Origin of the sequence: Halorussus ruber, assembly GCF_004765785.1 — an archaeon.
Taxonomy (GTDB): Archaea; Halobacteriota; Halobacteria; order Halobacteriales; family Haladaptataceae; genus Halorussus; species Halorussus ruber.
This window is the reverse complement of sequence record NZ_SBIT01000015.1, coordinates 167,707-188,656: the sequence shown is the minus strand read 5'-3', so window position 1 is coordinate 188,656 and position 20,950 is coordinate 167,707. Positions and strand designations below refer to the sequence as shown.

The following is a 20,950-nucleotide window of genomic DNA, read 5'->3' as shown; positions in this document are numbered from 1 at the left end:
GGGTGGGCAGTCAGCAAAGCGCCCGCGAGTGGCTTGTACAGTTTACACACTATTATAACGCACAACGACCGCATCAAGCACTCGATGGACGCACCCCGATTCAGGAGGTGCGTAACTAGACAGTGCCTGTTAAGAAAATATATTTCTGCTCCAAACAAATACAAAACAGTCTCTAAGCCGTCCCGGTAGCTTTTACTCCCCGGCTTTCGCTCACTCGCGCATGGTCTGGGTTCGCTCGGAGTACGCCGGAGAGTTGGCCGTCGTCCTCGCGTGGCTCTCGGCGTTGCTCCCGTGGAACATCACCTACTCGACGCTCTCGGGCGTCGGTAGCGTCCTGTTCGTTCGCTTCCCGTTCTTTCAGGTCCGGTACGTCTTCGGCATCTCCATCTCGGAGGCCGCGGCGGTGATGACGCCGCTCGGTGCGCTCTCCTATCAGGAGGGCCAGTCGATTGCGGTCGCCTACCAAGCGTGGGCGGTCGGCGCGGCGGTCGTCGGCGCGGCGGTGGCGCTGAGTCTCGCGCTCTACCTCGCCGAGGAGCGCGTCGAGGCCGCCTTCGACGCGGTGCGGGCGATGGGCGCGCTCCTCTCGCTGGCGGGGGTCGTGCTCACGGTGGCGACGTGGCTCCTCTGGACGCGCGGGTTCCCCGGTCTGCCGATTCCGGTCGGCGTGGTGCTGCTGTACCTGTTCGGCGGGGCGCTTCTGGTTGCGCGACGGGAGTGACGTGATTCGTCTTCGGCGACTGTTCTTCGAGAAAGAGGAGTTGGACGATGCTTCCTTCGAGAAAGAGGAGTTGGACGATGCTTCCTTCGAGAAAGAGGAGTTGGACGATGCTTCCTTCGAGAAAGAGGAGTTGGACGATGCTTCCTTCGAGAAGGAAGATTTGGACGATACTGATTCGAAGGGACAGAGAAGCTAGCTTCAGGCTTGAGTCGAGGCGTTTACCGCACCGCACAGCACCGCAACAGCTACCGCGAGCCTCACACCTCCCCAGCCTCTTCCCTCACTCCCTCACCGCGTTCGGTCGTTCAGTCATCCACCGGCAGAGACAAGCTCTGCCGAGCCTGCGGTCGCTACGCTCTCGCAGACCTCGCACGCCGGTGGCGCGACACGGGGTCGCGCCAGCGCGCGCCGGAGAAACTACTATAACTCACCGCTCGCCCGCTTCGTTTCGGCGAGACTACTGTTCATGCCCCTATTTATCGGCTGTGCGACCGGTTCCCGGACGAGTAAGTTCGACTTTCTTCGACGGTGTCGCTTCGTGGGAGTGGCGTTACGTTCATGACGCGCCGGGTCGTAGTGGTGCGTACGGAATGAGGCGCGACTACTTCACGCTGGAGGTTCGAAACGTCGATTGGGTCGAGGACGGCGACGAGGCCAAGAAGCCGACGGTAATTATCGACTTCGAGGGCCCCTCCTCGACGCTCCGCGAGCGCCTCACGGGGACAGACGACGACTTGCTCGACGCCGAGGAGACCGACGTGGCGTTCAGACTCCAAGGTCCCGTGGACGACGACGACACCACGGGCGTCGTCAGCGTCACTAACCGCATCACGGGTGACTTCGTGCTGGAACTGAACCAGGACGCCGACGACGTGCTGAAGTTCATCACCGCCGCCCGCGAGTACGGCAAGGCCTCGGGCGACATGGACGGCCGGTACCACGTCGAAATCAGCATCAACGGCGACGACCTCGTCGAGTACGACAAGAGCACGTTCTTGGTCTACAACGACGAGGGCAACCTGCTCCGCCAGCACAGTCTCATCCCGAGCGGCGTCGAGCTCTGACCCCCGCCGCTCGTCGGCGACAACTCCCTCCACCCGACAACTCCGAACTGGTCGGCCGGTCCGGACACCGCGAAACTACTCAGAAGCTACCGAACAGCAGCAGGTACGCGAGAACGATTGCCGCCATCAGCACGATGCTCCAGAGAACGATGTCGAAGAGTCCTTGCGGGTCAGTGTAGTCCATACTTACCGAGTACCACGCCCGAGGGTTTATTTTTCACGGGGGATGGACTCCCACGCCTACCGACCGGGGCGTCGCTCACCGGAGTTACTCACACCGAGTCGCCTGCGCCGAACTACCTGCGCCGAATCGCGGAAAGCTAAGTGTCCGCGGGCGTCACGTCACGGTATGGACCTCTTTGGGACCGCGGGTATCCGCGGAAGCGCGGTCGAGAAGGTGACGCCGGAACTCGCGCTGGCGGTGGGTCGCGCCGCCGGACGCGATGGGCAGGAGTTCGTCGTCGCGCGCGACGGCCGGGAGACCGGACCGGCGCTGGCGGCCGCGATGGAGGCCGGACTGGAGAGCGCCGGGGCCGACGTGCGCCGGGCGGGCCAACTCCCGACCCCTGCCCTCGCGTTCGCCTCGCAGGGGCGACGCGGCGCGATGCTGACCGCGAGTCACAACCCGCCGACCGACAACGGTATCAAACTGTTCGTGGACGGCGAGGAGTACGACCGCGAGGCCGAGCAGACCGTCAACCGCCGAGTCGAGGCCGACGAACCCGCAGTCGCGTGGGACCAGTGGGGCGACAGCGAAGCCGTGAGCGTCCTCGACGCCTACCGCGAGGCGGTCATCGACTACGCCCGGGGACAGGGCGCGCCCCTCGACGGACTCCGCGTCGTGGTCGATTGCGGCAACGGGATGGCCGCGGTCGCCACTCCGCAAGTCCTCCGGGCGCTCGGCGGGGAGGTCGTCACGCTCAACGCCAACGTTGACGGGCACTTCCCCGGACGCGAGAGCAAGCCGACCCCCGAAACCCTCTCGGACCTGCGGAACTTTCTGGAAGCCGACGACGAGGCGGACCTCGGAATCGGCCACGACGGCGACGCCGACCGAATCGTCGTCGTAGACGGCGACGGCGAGGTCGTCCACGAGGACACCGTGGTCGCCATCCTCTCGGCCCATTACACCCGACAGAGCGAGGCCGACGACCCCGTGGTCGTGACGACGCCCAACGCCTCCGGGCGAATCGACGAACAGGTCGAGGAGGCCGGGGGTCGAGTCGAGCGCGTCCGACTCGGCGCGCTCCACGAGGGCATCGCCGCGGCCCGCGAGAACGGAGGCGACGACACCGAGGTCGCCTTCGCGGCCGAACCGTGGAAGCACGTCCACACCCAGTTCGGCGGGTGGATAGACGGCGTGACCAGCGCGGCCGTAATCGCTCGTCTCGTCGCCGACGCCGGTGGTCTCGCGCACCTCCGCGAACCCGTGACCGAGCGCCCCTACCGGAAGGTCAGCGTCTCGTGTCCCGACGACGCCAAGGTCCCGGTGATGGAGCGACTGGAATCGGCGATTCCCGACCGGTTCCCCGAGGCCGAAGTCGCCACCGAGTACGGCGTCCGAGCGACCTTCCCCGACTCGTCGTGGGTGCTGGTCCGACCGAGCGGGACCGAACCCTACGTCCGAATCTACGCCGAGAGCGACGACGTGGACGCGCTGGTCGCCGACGCCTCGGAAGTCGTGGAGGCCGAGGTCACCGAGCAGGCCTGAGTCCGACAGGCTCGCCTGCGCTACCGACACTCAAATTTCAGACTACGGCAAACTTTTACCGTATTTTCCATGGTTTTTGGTTTTGAAGCGACGGTTTTATCAATACTTGCCGAAACTCCATAGAGTAAGATGGCAAAAATAGACGAAGGAAAACGGCGGATGCTCAAAATCGGCGGGGCCGGACTCGTCGGAACTGGACTCGCGGGCTGTCTCGGCGGCGGTGGCGGCGGTGGCGGCGAGACGACCACCGAATCCGGCGGCGACTCGACGGAGTCCGGCGACGGGACGACCGAGGAGACTACCACGGAGTCCGAACCGACGAACGTCGGGATGGTGTACGCCACGGGCGGCCTCGGCGACAACTCGTTCAACGACATGGCCCACAAGGGCATCAAGCAGGCCGCCTCGGAGTTCGACGTGGAGTTCAAGAACGCCGAACCCAGCAGTCCCGGCGACGTGGCGACCCTCCAGCGCAAGTTCGCCCGGTCGAACAACCCCGACTACGACCTCATCAGTTGCATCGGCTTCGTCCAGACCAGCGCGCTCAAGGAGAACGCCAAGCGCTTCTCCGACCAGAAGTTCATGGTCGTGGACTCGGTGGTCGAGCGGGAGAACGTGGCGAGTTACACGTTCAAGGAGCATCAGGGCTCGTTCCAAGTCGGCCACCTCGCCGGTCTGTTGACCTCGAAGAAGGACTTCAGCGCCGGGGCGGGCCAGACCAACGGCGACCTGAAGGTCGGCTTCGTCGGTGGTAAGGAGGTCCCGCTCATCAAGAAGTTCGAGGCCGGATTCAAGGCGGGCGTCAAGCACGCTAACTCCGACGTGACGGTCTCGTCGGCGTACGCTGGCGCGTGGAGCGACCCCGGCAAGGGACAGTCCATCGCCAACTCGATGTACAACAAGGGCGCGGACATCGTCTACCACGCCGCGGGCGGCACCGGCAACGGCGTCTTCAAGGCGGCCCAGAAGCAGGGTCGGTTCGCCATCGGCGTCGACTCCGACCAGTCCAAGAGCCTGACCAAGTACAGCGACGTAATTCTGGCCAGCATGGTCAAGTCCGTGGACGAGGCGGTCTACCGCTCGGTCGAGCGTACTCGCAACGGAAACTTCAAGGGCGGGTCGGTCCAGAGCCTCGGTCTGGAGAAGGACGGCGTCGCGGCGGTCTACGGCAAGGACCTCGGGTCGGAAATTCCCGACTCCGTCAAGTCGAGCCTCGACTCCTCGCGCGAGAAGATTATCGCGGGCGACATCGAAGTGCCGACCAAACCCGAGAACGTCTGAGGCGCGGTTTCCGACCAGTTTTCCTCGTTTTCGAGGCCCCGTTCCGGCAAGAAAGCGTCGCTTTCATCACGTTTGCTATGCAATCTCGTGGGGTATGTGGGGGAGAACCAATCGACGACAGTTCTTGGGAGCATTGGGCGGGACGGCCGCGTTCGGGACGACCGGGTTCTTGCAGGACGACACCACTAACGTCGGGATGGTGTACGCCACGGGCGGACTGGGCGACAACTCGTTCAACGACATGGCTCACGCCGGGGTCCAGCGCGCTCAGAAGGAGTTCAACGTGCAGTTTCAGAACGCCGAACCGAGCAGTCCGAGCGACGTGGCCTCGCTCCAGCGCCGGTTCGCCCGGTCGCAGAACCCGGACTACGACCTCATCTGTTGCATCGGATTCGTGCAGGCCGACGGCCTCAAGCGCAACGCCCAGCGGTTCGGCGACCAGAAGTTCATGGTCGTGGACACGGTGGTCGAGCAGGACAACGTCGCCAGTTACGTCTTCAAGGAGCATCAGGGCTCTTTCCAAGTCGGCCACCTCGCGGGCCTGCTGACGACGATGGACTTCAGCGCCGGGACGGGCCAGACCAACGACGCGACGACGGTCGGGTTCGTCGGCGGGCAGGAGGTCCCGCTCATCAAGAAGTTCGAGGCCGGATACAAGGCGGGCGTCAAGCACGCCAACGCGGACGTCAACGTCCTCTCGGCCTACGCCGGGTCGTTCAGCGACCCCGCGCAGGGTCAGTCCATCGCCAACTCGATGTACAACGACGGCGCGGACGTCATCTACCACGCCGCGGGCGGCACCGGCAACGGGGTGTTCAGGGCGGCCCAGAACAGCGGTCGGTACGCCATCGGTGTCGACGCCGACCAGAGCCAGAGCCTGCCGGAGTACGGCAACGTGATTCTGGCCAGCATGGTCAAACACGTAGACGAGGCGGTGTTCCGGTCCATCCGGCGCGTGACGAACGACAACTTCGAGGGCGGAGCGGTCAACAGCCTCGGACTGGAGCAGAACGGCGTCGAAGCGGTCTACGGGCAGGGGCTGAAATCCGACATTCCCCAGCAGGTCAAATCGGCGCTCGAACAGTCCGAGCAGCAAATCGTGAGCGGGGAAATCGAAGTGCCGACCAAACCGGCAAACGTCGGCCAATCGCCCACGACGACGCAGTAGGCAACTGAGCAATCCATACAATTATTTACTGATTGAAGACGCGTCCAAAGCAATCAGAGACGATTCTCCGAGAGCACGAGGCGAAACCAAAAACAGCGAGTTACGACACCGACGACACGTCTTCCGGCTGAAACGTGTCTCAGGATTCCGCGTTACTTAAGCAGGCAGGTCATGAACACCGACAAAAGATGAGCACAGCCGTCCACCTAGAGGGAATCACGAAGCGATTCCCCGGCGTCGTCGCCAACGACGAGGTCGACCTCGAAGTCGAGGAGGGGAGCGTCCACGCCCTCCTCGGCGAGAACGGTGCTGGCAAGACCACGCTGATGAACGTGCTCTACGGTCTCTACCAGCCGGAGGGCGGAACGGTCCACCTCCACGGGGAGCCTCGGGAGTTCGACACGCCGCGGGACGCCATCGACGCGGGCATCGGGATGATTCACCAGCACTTCATGCTGGTCGACACGCTGACCACGGCCGAGAACATCGTCCTCGGCCACGAACCCCGCAAGTGGTTCGGGCTGGCGATGGACCGCGAGCAGGCCGAGCGCGACGTCCGAGACCTGAGCGAACGCTACGGCTTCGACGTCGACCCCACCGCCCGCGTCGAGGACGTGAGCGTCGGGGTCCAACAGCGCGTCGAGATTCTGAAAGCGCTCTACGGGGGAGCCGACGTGCTGATTCTGGACGAACCGACCGCCGTCCTCACACCGCAGGAGGTCGAGGACCTCTTCGAGGTGTTCGAGGAACTCGCCGCCGAGGACAAGACGATTATCTTCATCACCCACAAGTTGGGCGAGGCGATGGAGGCCGCCGACGACATCACGGTCCTGCGCGACGGCAAGAACGTCGGCACCGTGGACGCCGACGGCACGAGTCGGGAGGAGCTAGCCGAACTGATGGTCGGCCGCGAGGTCCTGCTAGAGGCCGACAAAGACCCGGTCGAAATGGGCGACGTGGGCCTCGAAGTCTCGAATCTCAGAGTCACCGACAACCGGGGCGTCGAGCAGGTCAGCGGCGTGAACATCTCGGCCCGCGAGGGCGAGGTGTTCGGCATCGCGGGCGTGGACGGCAACGGACAGTCGGAACTCGTGGAGGCCATCACCGGACTCACCACGCCCGACGAGGGAAGCGTCGCGTTCGAGGGCCGAGACGTGACCGACCTCTCGCGGCGCGAGCGCATCGACGCCGGACTGGCCTACGTGCCCGAGGACCGCCAAGAGCGCGGCCTCGTGATGGAGTTCGACCTCGTGGAGAACGGCCTCCTCGGGAGCCAGCACACCTCCGAGTTCGCCGACGGCGGCCGCATCGACTGGGGCCACACCCGGAATCACGCCGAGGACATCATCGAGGAGTACGACGTGCGCCCGCCGAACGCCGACGCCGAGGCCGAGTCGCTGTCGGGCGGCAACCAGCAGAAGTTCGTCGTCGGTCGGGAGTTCGCCCGCGACCCCGAAGTCGTGGTCGCTTCCCACCCGACCCGCGGGGTGGACGTGGGGAGCATCGAGTTCATCCACGAGCGCATCCTCGACCTGCGGCGTGCGGGCAAGACTATTTTGCTGGTCTCCTCGAAACTCGACGAGGTCCAACAGCTCTCGGACCGGCTCGGCGTCATGCACGAGGGCGAAATCGTGGACGTGGTGGACCCCGAGCGCGTGACCGAGGAGGAACTCGGCCTGCTGATGGCCGGGGAGATTCCGGAGGACGCGCCCAGCATCGCCGACGCTCCGGGAGGTGAACGATGAGCGACGGTGGTCCCGGCCCGGACCGCGACGGCGAACAGGCCGACCCGAACCCCGACGACTCGTGGCAGGTTCGGGCAGACCGGGCGCTCTCCCGCCTCGTGGACGCCTCGGCGGCCGAGCGCGTCCTCATCAGCCTCGCGGCGCTGGCGCTCTCGGTGGTCGTCGGCGCGCTCGTCATCCTCGTCTCGGGGTGGGTGGCGACCTGCGACTCGCCGTTCTTCTCGGCGTCGGGCGTCGGGTCGTTCTGCTACGACCCGGTTTCGGTGTACTACGTCCTGTTCAAGGGCGCGGTCTGGCCCGCCTACAACGTCGCCATCACGCTCAAGGAGACCACGCTGTTGCTGTTCACCGGCCTGTCGGTCGCGGTGGCCTTCCGCGCCGGGATGTTCAACATCGGGACGCAGGGCCAACTCGTGCTGGGTGCGCTCGGGACCGCACTCGCGGTCCTCTGGGTCGCGCCGGTCGTCCCCGCGGGCATCGTCGGCGGTCTGATTCTCATCGCGGTCGGCCTGCTGGTCGGCGCGCTGGTCGGCGGCCTCTGGGGCGCGATTCCGGGCGCGCTCAAGGCCTACGCCGACGCCAACGAGGTCATCACGACCATCATGCTCAACTTCGTGGCGTCGGGCATCGCGTTCACGCTCGTCTCGGAGGTGTTCAAAGACCCCGAGAGCCAGACCGTCCAGACTCGTGCTATCCCCGAGTTTGCGAAGCTTCAGCCCGTGTTCTTCGACACGACGGTCTTCTCGATGCTCGCGCTTGCCGGGGCACTCGCGCTCGGCGGGGCCATTTACTGGATGCTCAACGGGACCTCCTTCGGCTACGACCTGCGGACCAGCGGCGTCCAACCGGAGGCCGCCGAGTACGGCGGCGTCGATTCCGAGAGGATGGTGGTCTCCAGCATGGCGCTGTCCGGCGCGCTCGGCGGCCTCGGCGGCGCGGTCTACGTGCTGATGGTCGCCTCGCGCTGGCGGACCGGCATCCCGGCGCTGGGCTTCGACGGCATCACCGTCTCGATTCTGGCGGGCAACAATCCGCTCGGCGTGGTTCCGGCGGCGTTGCTGTTCGGCGCGCTCAAGACCGGGAGCCTCGCCATCGAGTTCCAACTCGCGGTCCCCAAGCAGTTGGTCGGGGTCCTGCGCGGCCTCATCATCCTGTTCATCGCCATGCCGGAGTTCTTCCGGATGGTCGGCGCGCGCTTCCGGTTCGGCGACGACGAACCGGCGGTCGCCACCGACGGCGCGGGCGAGACGACAACTGGAAGTGACGCCGACGACCGAGGAGGTGACGACGAATGAGCTACGCCGAACCCTCGCGCAAGCGCCGCTGGCTCGCCGGACTCGCCGCGCTGGTGGTCGCGGCGCTGGCGGCGGTCGAGTTGTTCTTCCCCGCCAGTCCGGTCGGCGAAATCGTCGCCATCATCGACGCCAACTACGTCCGGTCGGTCCTGCGGCTCACGGTCCCCATCGCGTTCGCCGCGCTCGGGGGCATCTTCGCCGAGAAGAGCGGCGTCATCAACATCGGCCTCGAAGGCCTGCTCATCATCTCGGCGTTCACCTCCATCGCGGTAGCTGGAGTGATAAGTGGGGGTACGCCGAGCCAGTTCCAGCTCTGGATCGGCTTCTGGGTCGCGGTGCTGGCGAGCGTGCTGTTCGCCCTGCTGTTCGCGGTCATCTGCATCGAGTTCAAGGCCGACCAGATTATCGCGGGACTGGCGGTGTGGCTCATCGCGCTCGGCCTCGCGCCGTTCGCCAGCAAGGTCATCTGGGGCCAGGTCAACAGCCCGCCGGTCGCCACGCTGAACAACTTCGACCTCCTCGTGGTCGAGGCGAACCCGCCGGTCGTGATGATGCTGATTTCGGTCCCCGCGGCGTGGTACGCGCTCAACCGGACCTCGTTCGGCCGGTGGATAGAGGCCAGCGGCGAGAACCCGAAGGCGCTCGATACGGTGGGCGTGGACGTTCGGAAGGTCCGGTACGCGGGCGTCCTGCTGTCCGGATTCTTCTCGGGCCTCGGCGGTGCCGGGCTTGCCTTGGGCCGCGTCGGCCAGTTCATCGGCGGCGGCGCGACGATGGTCAACGGCCGTGGCTGGATCGGCATCACGGCCTACCTCTTCGGCAACTACAACCCGCTCGGGGCCTTCGGCGCGTCCTTCCTGTTCGCCAGCCTCGACGCGCTCCAGATTCGCCTCCAGCAGTTGGGCTACAACATCCCGAGCGAACTCATCGGCATCATCCCCTACGTGACGGTGGTCGTCGTGCTGGCGTTCGTCGGCCACACCCGGATTCCCGCCGCGGCGGGCGACCACTACGAGTCCGGCGAGGAGTAGGGACTCGCTCCGTCTTTCGGTCTTTTGCGTGGCGTTCGGTTTTCCTCGGCAGAGTTGCGACTCTTTCTGCCGGCGTAGGCTAGTTCGGCTGTCCCACTCGGTCCGTGCTGACTCGACCAACCGACTCGGCGCGCGCTGGTGCGACTCTCGTGTCGCACCAACACCGCGCGAGGGACGCGGCCACCTTGCGTGGCCGCGAGGCTGGGGAGGCGTGAGGTCACGGTAGCGGTGCTGTGCGGGGCGGTCGCGGTGGCGGTCCTCCTCGGAGTCAGCAGTCGCTAGCCCCGTGTCCCGGTCCAGTCTGTCCCGCGTCGGTGCCCGGAACCGACAGCCCGGAACGAGCCGACAGCGGTGCAACTCGACGCGTATGGCTCAGCCCTCTCGGGGTAGTCGGACTGGCGGTTCCGCAGTACGCGCGTACTGTCCTCGCCGGGAACCGCTCGAAACGTCCGGCCGGGATTCGTCCCGGCCTCGTATTTGAACCCTTGCGGTAGCGGCCGACGACGATAGAGAAACAAATACAATCGGGAAATGATTATTTCTATTTCCTAAGGACTACTACACGTATATCTCGGTCACTCGCGCGGGAGGTACCGCTTCAACGTGGTCTCCACCTCGTCCAGTCGTTCCACGTCCTCGCGGTCGAACTTGAACGACGAACGGAACCGGCCCGGTCGCTCCAGTACCAGCGCGTCGTCGGTCACGTCGTAGTCCGCGAACGTGTCCCAGTCGTGAACCTGCATCTGAACCTTGACTCCGGCGTCGGTGACGGCGACCTCGCGCTCGTCACCGTTGCCGGCGAAAATCGGAGCTAAACTGCCCATCACGCCTGCGACGTAGGTCACGAAAGTACCCGAATTCAGGTCCCCACCCGCGAACAGCATCACGAGCGCGCCGAAGACGCCGCCGAAGACGACGAACCCTACTGCGAGGAGTTTCATCCGCCGGGCGCGAGGGCCGGGTCGGGCCTCGAACTTGACGTGGACTGTCGCCTCCTCGAACGCGCGTCGATTGCGGTAAACGTCTCCCGCGACGACGGCGACGAGGCCGGGCAGAAGTCCGAGGAGGCCGACGGCCGCGGGCGTGGCGACGAACTCGATTGGCGAGAGGCCGGGTGGTCGAAAGACGAGCGCGGGGAGGTAGACGAGCGGGAGACCGACCAGCGCGAGGTTGCGCCAGACGCCCGTGAGACTCGTAGCAAGGTCGGCTTTTCGGGCCGCCAGATACGCCGCAACAGTAGTCACGGCGAATCCGGCGGCGAGGACTGTCCACAGTGGGCCGACGAAGACCCACGTCGCGGCCGGTACAACCAGACACCCGGTGTACGCTCCGAACGCGGCGGCGAAGGCGCGCTCGTGGTCCATACGACAAGCTACCAGAAAAACGACAATAAATGCTAGTGGTCGCAGACGGGGGATATATGCCCCGCCCGCTCCAAACCCCGCCACCATGGACGAACTCGTCGAAGCCGCACGCGAAGTGCAGGACGAGGCGCACGTGCCCTACTCGGACTACCCGGTCGGCGCGGCGCTCCAGACCGCCGACGGAAGCGTCTACGTCGGGTGTAACATCGAGAACGCCAACTACAGCAACAGCCTCCACGCCGAGGAGGTCGCCATCGCCGAGGCAATCAAGGAGGGCCACCGCGAGTTCGCGGCGCTGGCGGTCAGTTCCGGCGCTCGGGACGGCGTGACCCCCTGCGGGATGTGCCGCCAGACGCTCTCGGAGTTCTGCGACGACGACCTGCCGATTCTCTGCGACGAGGGCGAGTCGGCAGACGGGAGCGCCGACGTGGCCGAGTACACCCTCGGCGAACTCCTGCCGAACACGATTACCGAGGAGATGCTGGAGTAAGGGCGTCGAGGGTGTCGAGACCTGCGAACGTGGACGGTAGGGGCGTCACGGGGTTGGCTTCCGAAGCCCACGCTCGGTCGCTTTGCACCGTTACCGACGCAACGGCAATGAGGGTCGTGAACACCTCTTGAAGCCCCCGCCCGCTCGCGGTCGCTCCTCGACATATCCGCTCCTCTCGGCACCGCCCGTCGCGGATAAGAGTCGAGGAGCGACTACAATGAACGCGACCGGGCGGTCCCTTCATCCCTCCCTGTCGGTTTCCCGGTCGGGCGTTCGCCGATGGAAAGCCTCGCCGAGCGAGTGCCTCACGCCTCCCCAACCTCCTCACTCCCGCGCAGAGCGCGGTCGTTCGTCCCTCGCGCGAATGAGGGCGCGACACGGGGTCGCGCCAGCGCGCGCCGGGAAAGAAAACAGCACGGGTTCGCAACGCGACCACCGCCTCCGAGTATCCTCGGAATTTATACGCACACGCAGAGTCAGCAAACGCGATGACCGGCGATAGCGAAGACCCCAACGACGAGGTGCAGTATCACATCGAGGTCGGCGAGGACGACGTGGCCGACGCCGTGCTCTTGCCGGGCAACCCCGAGCGAGTCGAGAAGATTACTCAGTTCTGGGACGACGCCGAGGAGAAGGCCCACCACCGCGAGTACCGGACCGTCACGGGCGACTACGAGGGCACGCCCATCAGCGTCACCTCGACCGGTATCGGTAGCCCCTCCGCGGCAATCGCGGTCGAGGAGTTGGCCCGCGTCGGCGTGGACACGTTCATCCGAGTCGGCTCCTGTGGTGCGATTCAGGAGGGCATGGAGGTCGGCGACTTGGTCATCACGACCGGCGGGGTCCGCCAAGAGGGCACCAGCGACGAGTACGTCCGCGAGGACTACCCCGCGGTCGCAGACTACGAGGTCGTCTCCGCGCTCGTCGCCGCCGCCGAGCGCCTCGACTACGACTACCACACCGGCATCACGATGAGCGCCGACAGCTTCTACGCCGGGCAGGGCCGACCGGGCTTCGACGGCTTCGAGGCCGCCGGGAGCGACGAACTCGTGGACGCCCTGAAGGACGCGAACGTCAAGAACATCGAGATGGAGGCCAGCGCCATCATGACTCTCGCCAACGTCTACGACCTCCGGGCGGGCGCGGTCTGCTCGGTGTTCGCCAACCGCGAGACCGGCGAGTTCATGACCGAGGGCGAGAACCGCGCCGCCGAGACCGCCAGCCTCGCGGTGAAGCTACTGGCGCAGATGGACCAGAAAAAGCAGGAAGCGGGCGTCGAGCGGTGGCATCCGGGCCTGAGTCTGGACTGAATACTCGACTTCCTTCTCAGCGGCGAGATTTTAAATACCAATACGGGACCAACTCGGGTTGGACGTTTCGCGCAGTTGCGGGCAGGGAGTTGGCAAGTCAGTCAACAGCGTCGATGACTCCGTAACTGCCAGTCCGACTACCCCGAGAGGGCTGAGCCAGATTCAAGCGTTCCGACGCCGAGCCGCCGACGAATGACCGATTCCCACACCATCGGCACCTACCAGTCGGTCGCCGAGGAGTACCGCGAGCGCCACGGCGACCGCTCGGGAGTCGAGGAGCTAGTCGAACAGTTCCTCGACCGGCTCAGAGCAGTCACCGGTCCACGAGCCTGATAAAAAGAGGACGCCGACCACCGCACGACGCCAACAGCGGCGCTACTCCTCGGCGTTCTCCGACGAGCGCACCGACAAAACCGGCACGTCGGCAGTCCGGACGACCTTCGCGGTGGTGCTCCCGAGGAAGTATCGCTGGAACCCGGTCCGACCGTGAGTCCCCATCGCAATCAGGTCCACGTCGTTCTCGTCGGCGTAGTCGAGGAGGCTCCGGGCCGGAATCCCGTCTCGAACCTCGGTCGTCGCGTCGAGACCGGCCTCGCGGGCGCGCTCGGCGACCGATTCGGTCGCCTTCTCTCCCTGCTCTTCGAACTGCTCCAGCAGTCGGGTCTGGGGCGGCATGTCGTTGGAACTCGTCAAGGCCCGGACGTCGACCACGCTGACCGCGTGGACGGTCGCGTCGTACTGCTCGGCGATGGCGAGACCGTGGTCGATTGCGGCGGCAGCGCACTCGCTCCCGTCGGTCGGAATCAGGACGTCGTCGTAGCCGTCGCCGAGGACGCTCCGGTCGGTCGCCCGCACCGTGAACACCGGCGCGTCGGCGAGTCGGACGACGCGCTCGGTGACGCTCCCGGTGACGTAGCGGTTCAGGCCGGTCCGACCGTGGGTCCCCATGAAGACGAGGTCCGCGTCGTTCTCGTCGGCGTAGTCGAGGATGCCCTCGGAGGGCTTGCCCCGGACGACCGCCGTGCGAACGTCGTCGTCGGGTTCGGCGAGGTCCTCGACCTCCGCAATCGTCTCGCGGGCCTCGTCTTCGAGTCGCTCGATGAACTCTTTGTCGACGCCGCCCGCGCTGAAGAGGCCGCCAGCGTCCTGTACGTCCACGACGTTGACGAGGTGGACTGTCGCGTCGAACAGGCGGGCCACGCTCAGGGCGTGTTCGGCGGCGCGCTCGGCGTGTTCGCTTCCGTCGGTGGGGACGAGGAGCGTATCGTACATGGTAATCGTACCAGTAGATACGTCGGGACGTTCCTTAAAATAGCTGGCAGTTCTCAAAAGGCGGGAACAGTCGCTTGCGGAGCGATAGCTGTCTCGATTACAGCAGGTCTGCGTCCACGAGGCGGTCCACGGCCTCGCCGATGCGCTCCTTGCTGTTGGCGTAGGAGATGCGGGCGTAGCCCGGCGCGCCGAACGCGCTCCCCGGAACGGTGGCGACGTGGGCCTCTTCCAGCGCCTCCTCGCACCACGTCTGGTCGTCGTCAGCGACGGGCATCATCAGGTAGAACGCGCCGTCGGGTTCCGGAGCCTCGACGCCCTCCTCGCCCAAGCGGTCAAGCAAGAACTCCCGGCGCTCGGCGAAGGCCTCGACCATCTCTTCGACCGCCTCGTCGGTGTTCCGGAGGGCCTCGACGCCCGCGTGCTGGACGAAGTTGGTCGCGCAGGAGACCGAGTGAGAGTGGAGTTTCCCGGCCTGCGAAATCAGCTCCTCCGGCCCCGCGAAGTAGCCGAGCCGCCATCCGGTCATCGAGTAGGCCTTCGAGAAGCCGTTTATCGTGACGGTCCGGTCGGCCATCCCCTCGAAGGTTCCCAGACTGGTCGGCTCCTCGCCGTAGGTGATTTGCTGGTAAATCTCGTCGCTGATGACGGTCACGTCGTGTTCGACCGCGAGGTCGCGCACGCCCTCCAGCGCGGCGTCGGAGTAGACCGCTCCCGTGGGGTTGCTCGGCGAGTTGACCACGAGGAGTTCCGTCTCGTCGGAAATCGCTTCGCCGAGTTCCTCAAGCGCGGGTTCGAGTTGGAAGTCGTGGGGCGCGAGGTCCACGCGGTTCAAATCTCCTCCTGCGAGCTTGACCATCGCCTCGTAGGAAACCCACGCCGGGTCGAGCAGGACGACTTCGTCGCCGTCGTCAACGAGGGTCTGGATGGCCTCGTAGAGCGCCTGCTTCGCGCCGGGGGTGACGATGACGTTCTCGGCCTCGTGGTCCAGACCGTCGCCCTGCAGTTTCTCGGCGATGGCCGCCTTGAGTTCGGCAATTCCGTTCGAGGAGGTGTAGCCGGTGTGTCCGGCGTCCATCGCTTCCTGTCCGGCCTCGACGATGTTTTCGGGCGTCGGGAAGTCGGGTTCGCCGACGCTCAGGTCCACGACGTCAGCGCCCTCGGCTTCGAGTTCGCTGGCGAGGTTGCTGATTGCGAGGGTCGCGCTCGGTTCGACACGCTGAATTCTGTCTGAGAAGTCCATGTTAGAGTTCCTCCGCGAGTTCGACTGCGGCGTCTACTGCTTCCTTGCCTTTGTCCACGCGCTCACGAGCTTCCGCGCCGGACATCCCCGGCCCGGAGACCCCGAAGGTGACGGGTTTGTCCCGGTCGAGACTCACGTCGATGAGGCCTTGTGCGGCCGCGTCGGCGATGACTTGGTCGTGGTCGGTGTCGCCGGTCACGACAGTTCCGACGACTGCCACCGCGTCGATGTCGTCGCGGCGGGCCAGTCGGTCGGCCGCCAGCGGCGAGTCGTACGCGCCGGGGACGCGGAGGGTTTCGACCACCTCGGCACCGCGGTCCGCGGCGGCCTCGTGGGCGTGTTCTTCCATCTGCTCGGTGATCTCGCGGTTGAACCGCGAGACGACGAGACCGAGGGAAACCATGTGCGCACCGAAGTCTGGGCGCGTAAAAGAACTACCGTTCTCCGGAAAACTTGTATCCCTCCGGATGGATTCCGGAAACGATGACTGCAGACGAGCAGTCCGCGACGACTCGGCGGTGGACCCCCGAGTCCGCGAGCGCGTTCGGTCGAGCGGTCGGCACGAGGACGGCGGCCGCGGTCCTCGCGGTGACGCTGCTGTCGCTGTCGCTCCGACTGTTCGCGCTCGGGTCGCGGACCTTCCACTGGGACGAAGCACGGGTCGGCTACTGGATTCTGCGCTACGCCGAGAACGGCATCTGGGAGTACCACGCCGTCATCCACGGCCCGTTCCTCTACCACGTCAACAAGTACCTCTTCCAGTGGTTCGGCGCGAGCGACTTCCTCGCGCGCCTGCCGGTCGCAATCGTCTCGGGCCTCCTCCCGCTGACCGCGTGGCTGCTGCGCGAGCGACTCCGCCGGGTCGAGATGATAGCGGTCGGCCTCTTCTTCGCGGCCAACCCCGTCATCCTCTACTACTCGCGGTTCATGCGCAACGACGTCCTGCTGGCGGCGTTCATGGTGTACGCGCTGGCGTTCTACGTTCGACTGTTCGACACGAAGAAGCCCCGCTACCTCTACCTCGGGACATTAATGGTCGCGCTGGCGTTCACGACCAAGGAGAACGTGCTGGTCTACGTCGTGACGTGGGTCGGCGCGGCGGTCCTTCTGTTCGACCACCGCCTCCAGTTGGTCGCCGGAGCCGACGACCGGAAGGCCTTCCTGCGCGAGGAGGCCGGGAAGACGTGGCGCGCGCTTCGAGCAGGGCGGTGGGGCCTCCACCTCGTCCTCGGACTCGTGTTCTTCTTCGCGGTCGTCATCTTCTTCTACGCGCCGCGGTCGCAGGGCATCTCCGAACCCGGCCTCTGGAAGGCCTTCTCGAACCCCGGCATGTTCCCCGCGGTCGTCGAGGAGGCGACCGTGGGGTCGTGGGAGTCGTTCGTCAGCAAGTGGGGCGAGGGCAACCAGAAGTCGTACCTCTCGACGTTCAAGTCGCTCGGCGCGGTGCTATGGGCTGGCGCGGCCGCGTTGCTGGCGCTCTCGGTCGTCGGGTTCGTCACCGACCGGTACGTCGGCGAGCGTCCCCGCGACGTGGTCTCGTTCACCTTCTACTGGGGCTTCGTCAGCGTTCTGGGCTACCCCGTCATCGTGGAGAACGCCTTCCCGTGGGAGGTCGTCCACGCGGTCGTGCCGCTGGCGATTCCCGCCGGGGTCGGCCTCGCAATTCTGGTCCGGTGGGGTGCCGAGGCCATAACCGACGGCGACGCCGTGAGCGCGACGTTGGCGGCCTTGCTCGTGTTGCTCGTCGCCGGGCAGGTCGCCGCGACGGGGGTCAGCACGACCTACCAGCACCCGGCCGACCAGCATCTCGACGCGGACGAGACCGAGCGCAACAAACTGGTCCAGTACGGCCAGCCCGCGTCCGGAATGGGGGACACTCTCGAACGGATTCGCTACGCCTCGAACAACAACGAGGGCATCGACGTGCTGTACTACGGAACCGATTTCTACGTCGGCGACGAGTCGAAAAACGACAGGTGGGCCGCCGGAGGAGGATGGTACGACCGCCTGCCGCTCCCGTGGTACACCGAGAAGTACGGCGCGGAAGTCGATAGCACCTCGAAACTCGACGTGGTCGGGTCGAACCCGCCGCCGGTCGTCATCGCCCGCGCCGACGACCGAGACGCGGTGGCGGGGCGACTCGACGGCTACCGGGCCTTCGAGGAGGAGATGACCCTCTGGGGGAGCGAGACCGTCTTCTTCGTAGACGAGGAGTACCTCCGAGGCCAGTCCAGTAAGTAACCACGTTCTTGTATATCGTTCGCCCGAGTTGGCAAATCTTATGCAGACCTATCCACAACCTCCGGGTAGATGAGCGACACAGAGACGCTTGGCGTCGTCGGCGGCGGACAGCTCGGCCGGATGCTGGCGGAGGCGGCCGCTCCGCTCGGCGTCGAGGTGGTGGTCCTCGACCCGACGCCCGAGTGCCCGGCCTCGCCGGTCGCCCGCGACCAAATCGTCGGCGACTTCGACGACGAGGAGGGCGTTCGGGAGTTGGCCTCGCGCGCGGACTACTTGACGTACGAAATCGAGTTGGCCGACCCGGACCTGCTGGAAGCGGTCGAGTCGGAGTTCGACGTGCCGGTCCACCCCGACCCCGAGACGCTCCGGACGATTCAGGACAAGTTGGTCCAGAAGGAGGCCCTGCGAGAGGCCGGGATTCCGGTGCCCGAGTTCCGGCAGGTGGACGACCGCGAGGACTTGGACGCCGCGCTCGAAGAGTTCGGCTACCCCGTCATGCTGAAGGCCCGCGAAGGCGGGTACGACGGGCGGGGCAACGTCCCGATTGCCGACGAGGGCGACGCGGGCGAGGCGCTGGCCGAAATCGAGGAGACCACGGAGGGCGACGGCGCGCGGGCGATGGTCGAGGAGTTCGTGGACTTCGAGCGCGAGGTCTCGGTCATCGGCGTCAAGGGCACCGCCGAGGGAACCTCGGCGAGCAATCGGACCTCGTCCGACGACGACGGCGAGACCGCCACCTTCCCGCTCGGGGAGAACGTCCACCGCGAGGAGATTCTGCGCGAGACGGTCGTCCCGGCCCGGACCGACGAGGCGGTCGCCGAGCGCGCCCGCGAGGTTGCCGAGGGCGTGCTGGACCTGCTGTCGGGCCGGGGCGTCTACGGCATCGAGATGTTCGAGACTCCCGACGGGGAGATTCTCGTCAACGAAATCGCTCCTCGGCCCCACAACTCGGGTCACTACACCATCGAGGGCGCGCTGAGTTCCCAGTTCGAACAGCACGTCCGGGGCGTCACCGGGCGACCGCTCGGCGCGACCGACCTCCGGAGTCCGATTGCGATGGCGAACATTCTGGGCGACGTAGACGAGCGCCAACCCGCCGACCTCTCGGGCGACGAGGCGATTTTGGCCCACCCCGGCGCGAGCTATCACTGGTACGGCAAACACGAGGTCTACTCGCTGCGGAAGATGGGCCATCTGACCGTCGTCGGAGACTGCGAGAGCGACGCGGAATCAGTTGAACAGCTACTTTCGGACGCCCGCGACCTGCGAGACGAGGTGACTTTCCAATGAGCGAGAGCGAACTCCAGCGACTCATCGACGACCTGCGAGCGGAGGCAGAGCGCGACAGAAATCCCGAGGAGACCCCCGAAATCGGCATCGTCATGGGGAGCGACTCGGACCTCGACGTGATGGCGGGGTCCGAGGAGGGCCGACCCGGAGCCTACGACGCGCTGACCGAACTCGGCTTCGAGGAAATCACCGATTACGACGACCCGCCGGAGGCCAGATTCACCTTCGAGACCTACGTCGTGTCGGCCCACCGGACGCCCGAACTGATGTACGCCTACGCCGAGACCGCGGAGGAGCGCGGTCTGGACGTGATTATCGCGGGCGCTGGCGGCAAATCCGCCGACCTGCCGAACATGACGGCCTCGCTGGCCTACCCCCTGCCGGTCGTCGGCGTGCCGGTCCAAGAGAAGTCCCTGCCCTCGGTCGTCGGGATGCCCCAGGGCGCGCCCCTCGTCGCGGTGGACGCGGGCAAGTCGTTCAACGCCGCGCTCTCGGCGGTCCAGATGCTCTCGCGCCAGCACGACGAACTGCGCGACCGACTGGTCGAGTACCACGACGACTTGCAGGAAGACGTTGCCCACGTGTCCCGTCGCCTCCACGAACTGGGGACGCCGGGCTTCCGCGGCGACGAGGAGTGAGCGGCGAGGAGCGAGTCGCTCCTCGTTCTATTTGCAGAAACAAATAGTTGCCTGAGGAAATTGTTTAGAATATTCTTAGCAATATTTTGTCGTCCTTAAGACTTCTATAGTTGTTTAAACGGTTCTGGAGCGCGTGCGAGCGCGGCGTCTCGTTCGCGGTACGGTTCTGCCCCGGTGCGAGCGAAAGCGAGCGGTCCCGCGTTCGCCCGGAACTCCTCGACGCTGTGTCGTTCCTCCTCGAAACCGCCCGTTGAGGGCCGACACGTCGAATATAGAGATTCATCAGCCAGTAGAGAAACTAGACTCCGTGCCCGGTCACGGGAGCTACCATCTTAAATCAACGGTCTTTCGGCTGAAATCCGGGCAATTTTTGACGGCGGCGAAACCCCGGTCTGGGACTCCGCTCGGCGGCTCCGAAACCGATAGCGCCGACCGATTCGGGGGGCTGTTCGGCCGGTTTGCTTTGCTTAACGTCAGTTTCACCGACTGATGACCGCTCGGTAGCGTCTGTGAACCCCCCGACGTTTCGGATTGGAGTCGAAATATTTCGTTTCCCGACAGAAACTCTCAAGTGTGTCAAAGGCGCTTGAGGCGGCCAGATTCGTTGGAATCGCAAGAATCAACGCTTATGAGGGTGCGCTCATAATCTCCGCGTGGTAGGAGAATATCCGCATGAATCCATGGATAGCTATTGGCGCGCTGGCGCTGGTGGGGCTGTTGATACCGCTCGGGATGATGGCGGTGTCCACCCTGCTCCGGCCCACCGTGCCCGAAAAAGGAAAAACCACAACCTACGAGAGTGGTGAAGTGCCGACGGGCAGCACGCGAATCCGTTTCAACATCCAGTACTACATGGTCGCGCTGCTGTTCGTCGTCTTCGACATCGAGACCGTTCTCATCTTCCCCTGGACGGTCATCTACCGTCGAGCGGTCTCGATGGAAGGCGTCGGCCTGACGGGAGCCCTGCTCCCGATGCTGATCTTCATCGGCGTTCTCGTGGTTGGTCTCGGATGGGCGTGGCGCAACGGTGCGGTTCGCTGGATTCGTCACCCCGACCGTTCCCAACGGAGCGTGGAACAATGAGCGGCG

The 20,950-nt window shown here is 65.5% G+C and carries 21 protein-coding genes; 17 read left to right on the top strand and 4 right to left on the bottom strand.

All coding sequences use genetic code 11. The features are described 5' to 3' along the window. The 10 genes from EPL01_RS18560 to EPL01_RS18515 all read left to right on the top strand — a co-directional run. Positions 1–119, top strand: a 119-nt coding sequence (locus EPL01_RS18560; RefSeq protein ID WP_135824065.1) for an integrase core domain-containing protein, incomplete at its 5' end; no start/stop codon positions are given. Positions 120–220: 101 nt separating this feature from the next. Then, positions 221–721, top strand: coding sequence for a DUF7549 family protein (locus tag EPL01_RS18555; RefSeq protein WP_135826766.1), 501 nt, complete (start codon positions 221–223; stop codon positions 719–721). Between the two features lies 1 nt (position 722). After that, on the top strand, positions 723–917 hold the full coding sequence (locus EPL01_RS18550) for a hypothetical protein (protein ID WP_135826765.1): 195 nt from the start codon (positions 723–725) through the stop codon (positions 915–917). 394 nt (positions 918–1,311) lie between these two features. Further along, positions 1,312–1,785 (top strand): DUF5793 family protein, encoded by a 474-nt coding sequence (locus tag EPL01_RS18545; RefSeq protein WP_135826764.1) that lies wholly within the window; start codon positions 1,312–1,314, stop codon positions 1,783–1,785. A gap of 349 nt (positions 1,786–2,134) precedes the next feature. Then, positions 2,135–3,496, top strand: coding sequence for a phosphohexomutase domain-containing protein (locus EPL01_RS18540; protein WP_135826763.1), 1,362 nt, complete (start codon positions 2,135–2,137; stop codon positions 3,494–3,496). 129 nt (positions 3,497–3,625) lie between these two features. After that, positions 3,626–4,777, top strand: coding sequence for a BMP family lipoprotein (locus tag EPL01_RS18535; RefSeq protein ID WP_210424190.1), 1,152 nt, complete (start codon positions 3,626–3,628; stop codon positions 4,775–4,777). A 94-nt stretch (positions 4,778–4,871) separates the two neighbouring features. After that, positions 4,872–5,945 (top strand): BMP family lipoprotein, encoded by a 1,074-nt coding sequence (locus tag EPL01_RS18530; protein WP_135826762.1) that lies wholly within the window; start codon positions 4,872–4,874, stop codon positions 5,943–5,945. 188 nt (positions 5,946–6,133) lie between these two features. Further along, a complete protein-coding gene (locus EPL01_RS18525) occupies positions 6,134–7,690 on the top strand; it encodes an ABC transporter ATP-binding protein (protein ID WP_135826761.1) in 1,557 nt (518 codons plus the stop codon). After that, positions 7,687–8,985, top strand: coding sequence for an ABC transporter permease (locus EPL01_RS18520; RefSeq protein ID WP_135826760.1), 1,299 nt, complete (start codon positions 7,687–7,689; stop codon positions 8,983–8,985). The genes EPL01_RS18525 and EPL01_RS18520 overlap by 4 nt, the downstream gene beginning before the upstream one ends. Then, on the top strand, positions 8,982–10,016 hold the full coding sequence (locus EPL01_RS18515; RefSeq protein ID WP_135826759.1) for an ABC transporter permease: 1,035 nt from the start codon (positions 8,982–8,984) through the stop codon (positions 10,014–10,016). Before EPL01_RS18520 ends, EPL01_RS18515 begins: the two co-directional genes overlap by 4 nt. 575 nt (positions 10,017–10,591) lie before the next feature. On the opposite strand, the gene EPL01_RS18510 is transcribed toward EPL01_RS18515, so the two are convergent. Then, positions 10,592–11,380 carry a hypothetical protein gene (locus EPL01_RS18510; protein ID WP_135826758.1) on the bottom strand — a complete coding sequence of 263 codons (789 nt, stop codon included), beginning with the start codon at positions 11,378–11,380 and terminating at the stop codon, positions 10,592–10,594. Between the two features lie 85 nt (positions 11,381–11,465). On the opposite strand from EPL01_RS18510, the gene cdd reads away from it, so the two are divergent. The 3 genes from cdd to EPL01_RS21850 all read left to right on the top strand — a co-directional run bounded on the left by cdd (position 11,466) and on the right by EPL01_RS21850 (position 13,513). Beyond that, a complete protein-coding gene (gene cdd / locus EPL01_RS18505; protein ID WP_135826757.1) occupies positions 11,466–11,870 on the top strand; it encodes a cytidine deaminase in 405 nt (134 codons plus the stop codon). A 488-nt stretch (positions 11,871–12,358) separates the two neighbouring features. Further along, positions 12,359–13,180 (top strand): nucleoside phosphorylase, encoded by an 822-nt coding sequence (locus tag EPL01_RS18500; RefSeq protein ID WP_135826756.1) that lies wholly within the window; start codon positions 12,359–12,361, stop codon positions 13,178–13,180. A 192-nt stretch (positions 13,181–13,372) separates the two neighbouring features. Further along, positions 13,373–13,513: a hypothetical protein gene (locus EPL01_RS21850; RefSeq protein WP_168215953.1), complete on the top strand. Its 141-nt coding sequence runs from the start codon at positions 13,373–13,375 to the stop codon at positions 13,511–13,513. A gap of 42 nt (positions 13,514–13,555) precedes the next feature. On the opposite strand, the gene EPL01_RS18495 is transcribed toward EPL01_RS21850, so the two are convergent. From EPL01_RS18495 to ribH, 3 genes are all read right to left on the bottom strand, one after another. After that, positions 13,556–14,452: a universal stress protein gene (locus EPL01_RS18495; protein WP_135826755.1), complete on the bottom strand. Its 897-nt coding sequence runs from the start codon at positions 14,450–14,452 to the stop codon at positions 13,556–13,558. A gap of 97 nt (positions 14,453–14,549) precedes the next feature. After that, positions 14,550–15,692 carry a pyridoxal phosphate-dependent aminotransferase gene (locus EPL01_RS18490; protein WP_135826754.1) on the bottom strand — a complete coding sequence of 381 codons (1,143 nt, stop codon included), beginning with the start codon at positions 15,690–15,692 and terminating at the stop codon, positions 14,550–14,552. Between the two features lies 1 nt (position 15,693). Next, positions 15,694–16,095 carry a 6,7-dimethyl-8-ribityllumazine synthase gene (gene ribH, locus EPL01_RS18485; RefSeq protein WP_135826753.1) on the bottom strand — a complete coding sequence of 134 codons (402 nt, stop codon included), beginning with the start codon at positions 16,093–16,095 and terminating at the stop codon, positions 15,694–15,696. A gap of 80 nt (positions 16,096–16,175) precedes the next feature. Here ribH and EPL01_RS18480 point away from each other — a divergent pair, with 80 nt between their 5' ends. The 4 genes from EPL01_RS18480 to EPL01_RS18465 all read left to right on the top strand — a co-directional run bounded on the left by EPL01_RS18480 (position 16,176) and on the right by EPL01_RS18465 (position 20,944). Then, positions 16,176–17,933 (top strand): flippase activity-associated protein Agl23, encoded by a 1,758-nt coding sequence (locus EPL01_RS18480; RefSeq protein WP_135826752.1) that lies wholly within the window; start codon positions 16,176–16,178, stop codon positions 17,931–17,933. Between the two features lie 69 nt (positions 17,934–18,002). Then, on the top strand, positions 18,003–19,223 hold the full coding sequence (locus tag EPL01_RS18475) for a 5-(carboxyamino)imidazole ribonucleotide synthase (protein ID WP_135826751.1): 1,221 nt from the start codon (positions 18,003–18,005) through the stop codon (positions 19,221–19,223). Then, a complete protein-coding gene (purE, locus tag EPL01_RS18470; RefSeq protein WP_135826750.1) occupies positions 19,220–19,861 on the top strand; it encodes a 5-(carboxyamino)imidazole ribonucleotide mutase in 642 nt (213 codons plus the stop codon). The genes EPL01_RS18475 and purE overlap by 4 nt, the downstream gene beginning before the upstream one ends. 672 nt (positions 19,862–20,533) lie before the next feature. Then, positions 20,534–20,944 (top strand): NADH-quinone oxidoreductase subunit A, encoded by a 411-nt coding sequence (locus tag EPL01_RS18465; protein WP_135826749.1) that lies wholly within the window; start codon positions 20,534–20,536, stop codon positions 20,942–20,944. Positions 20,945–20,950: the final 6 nt, after the last annotated feature.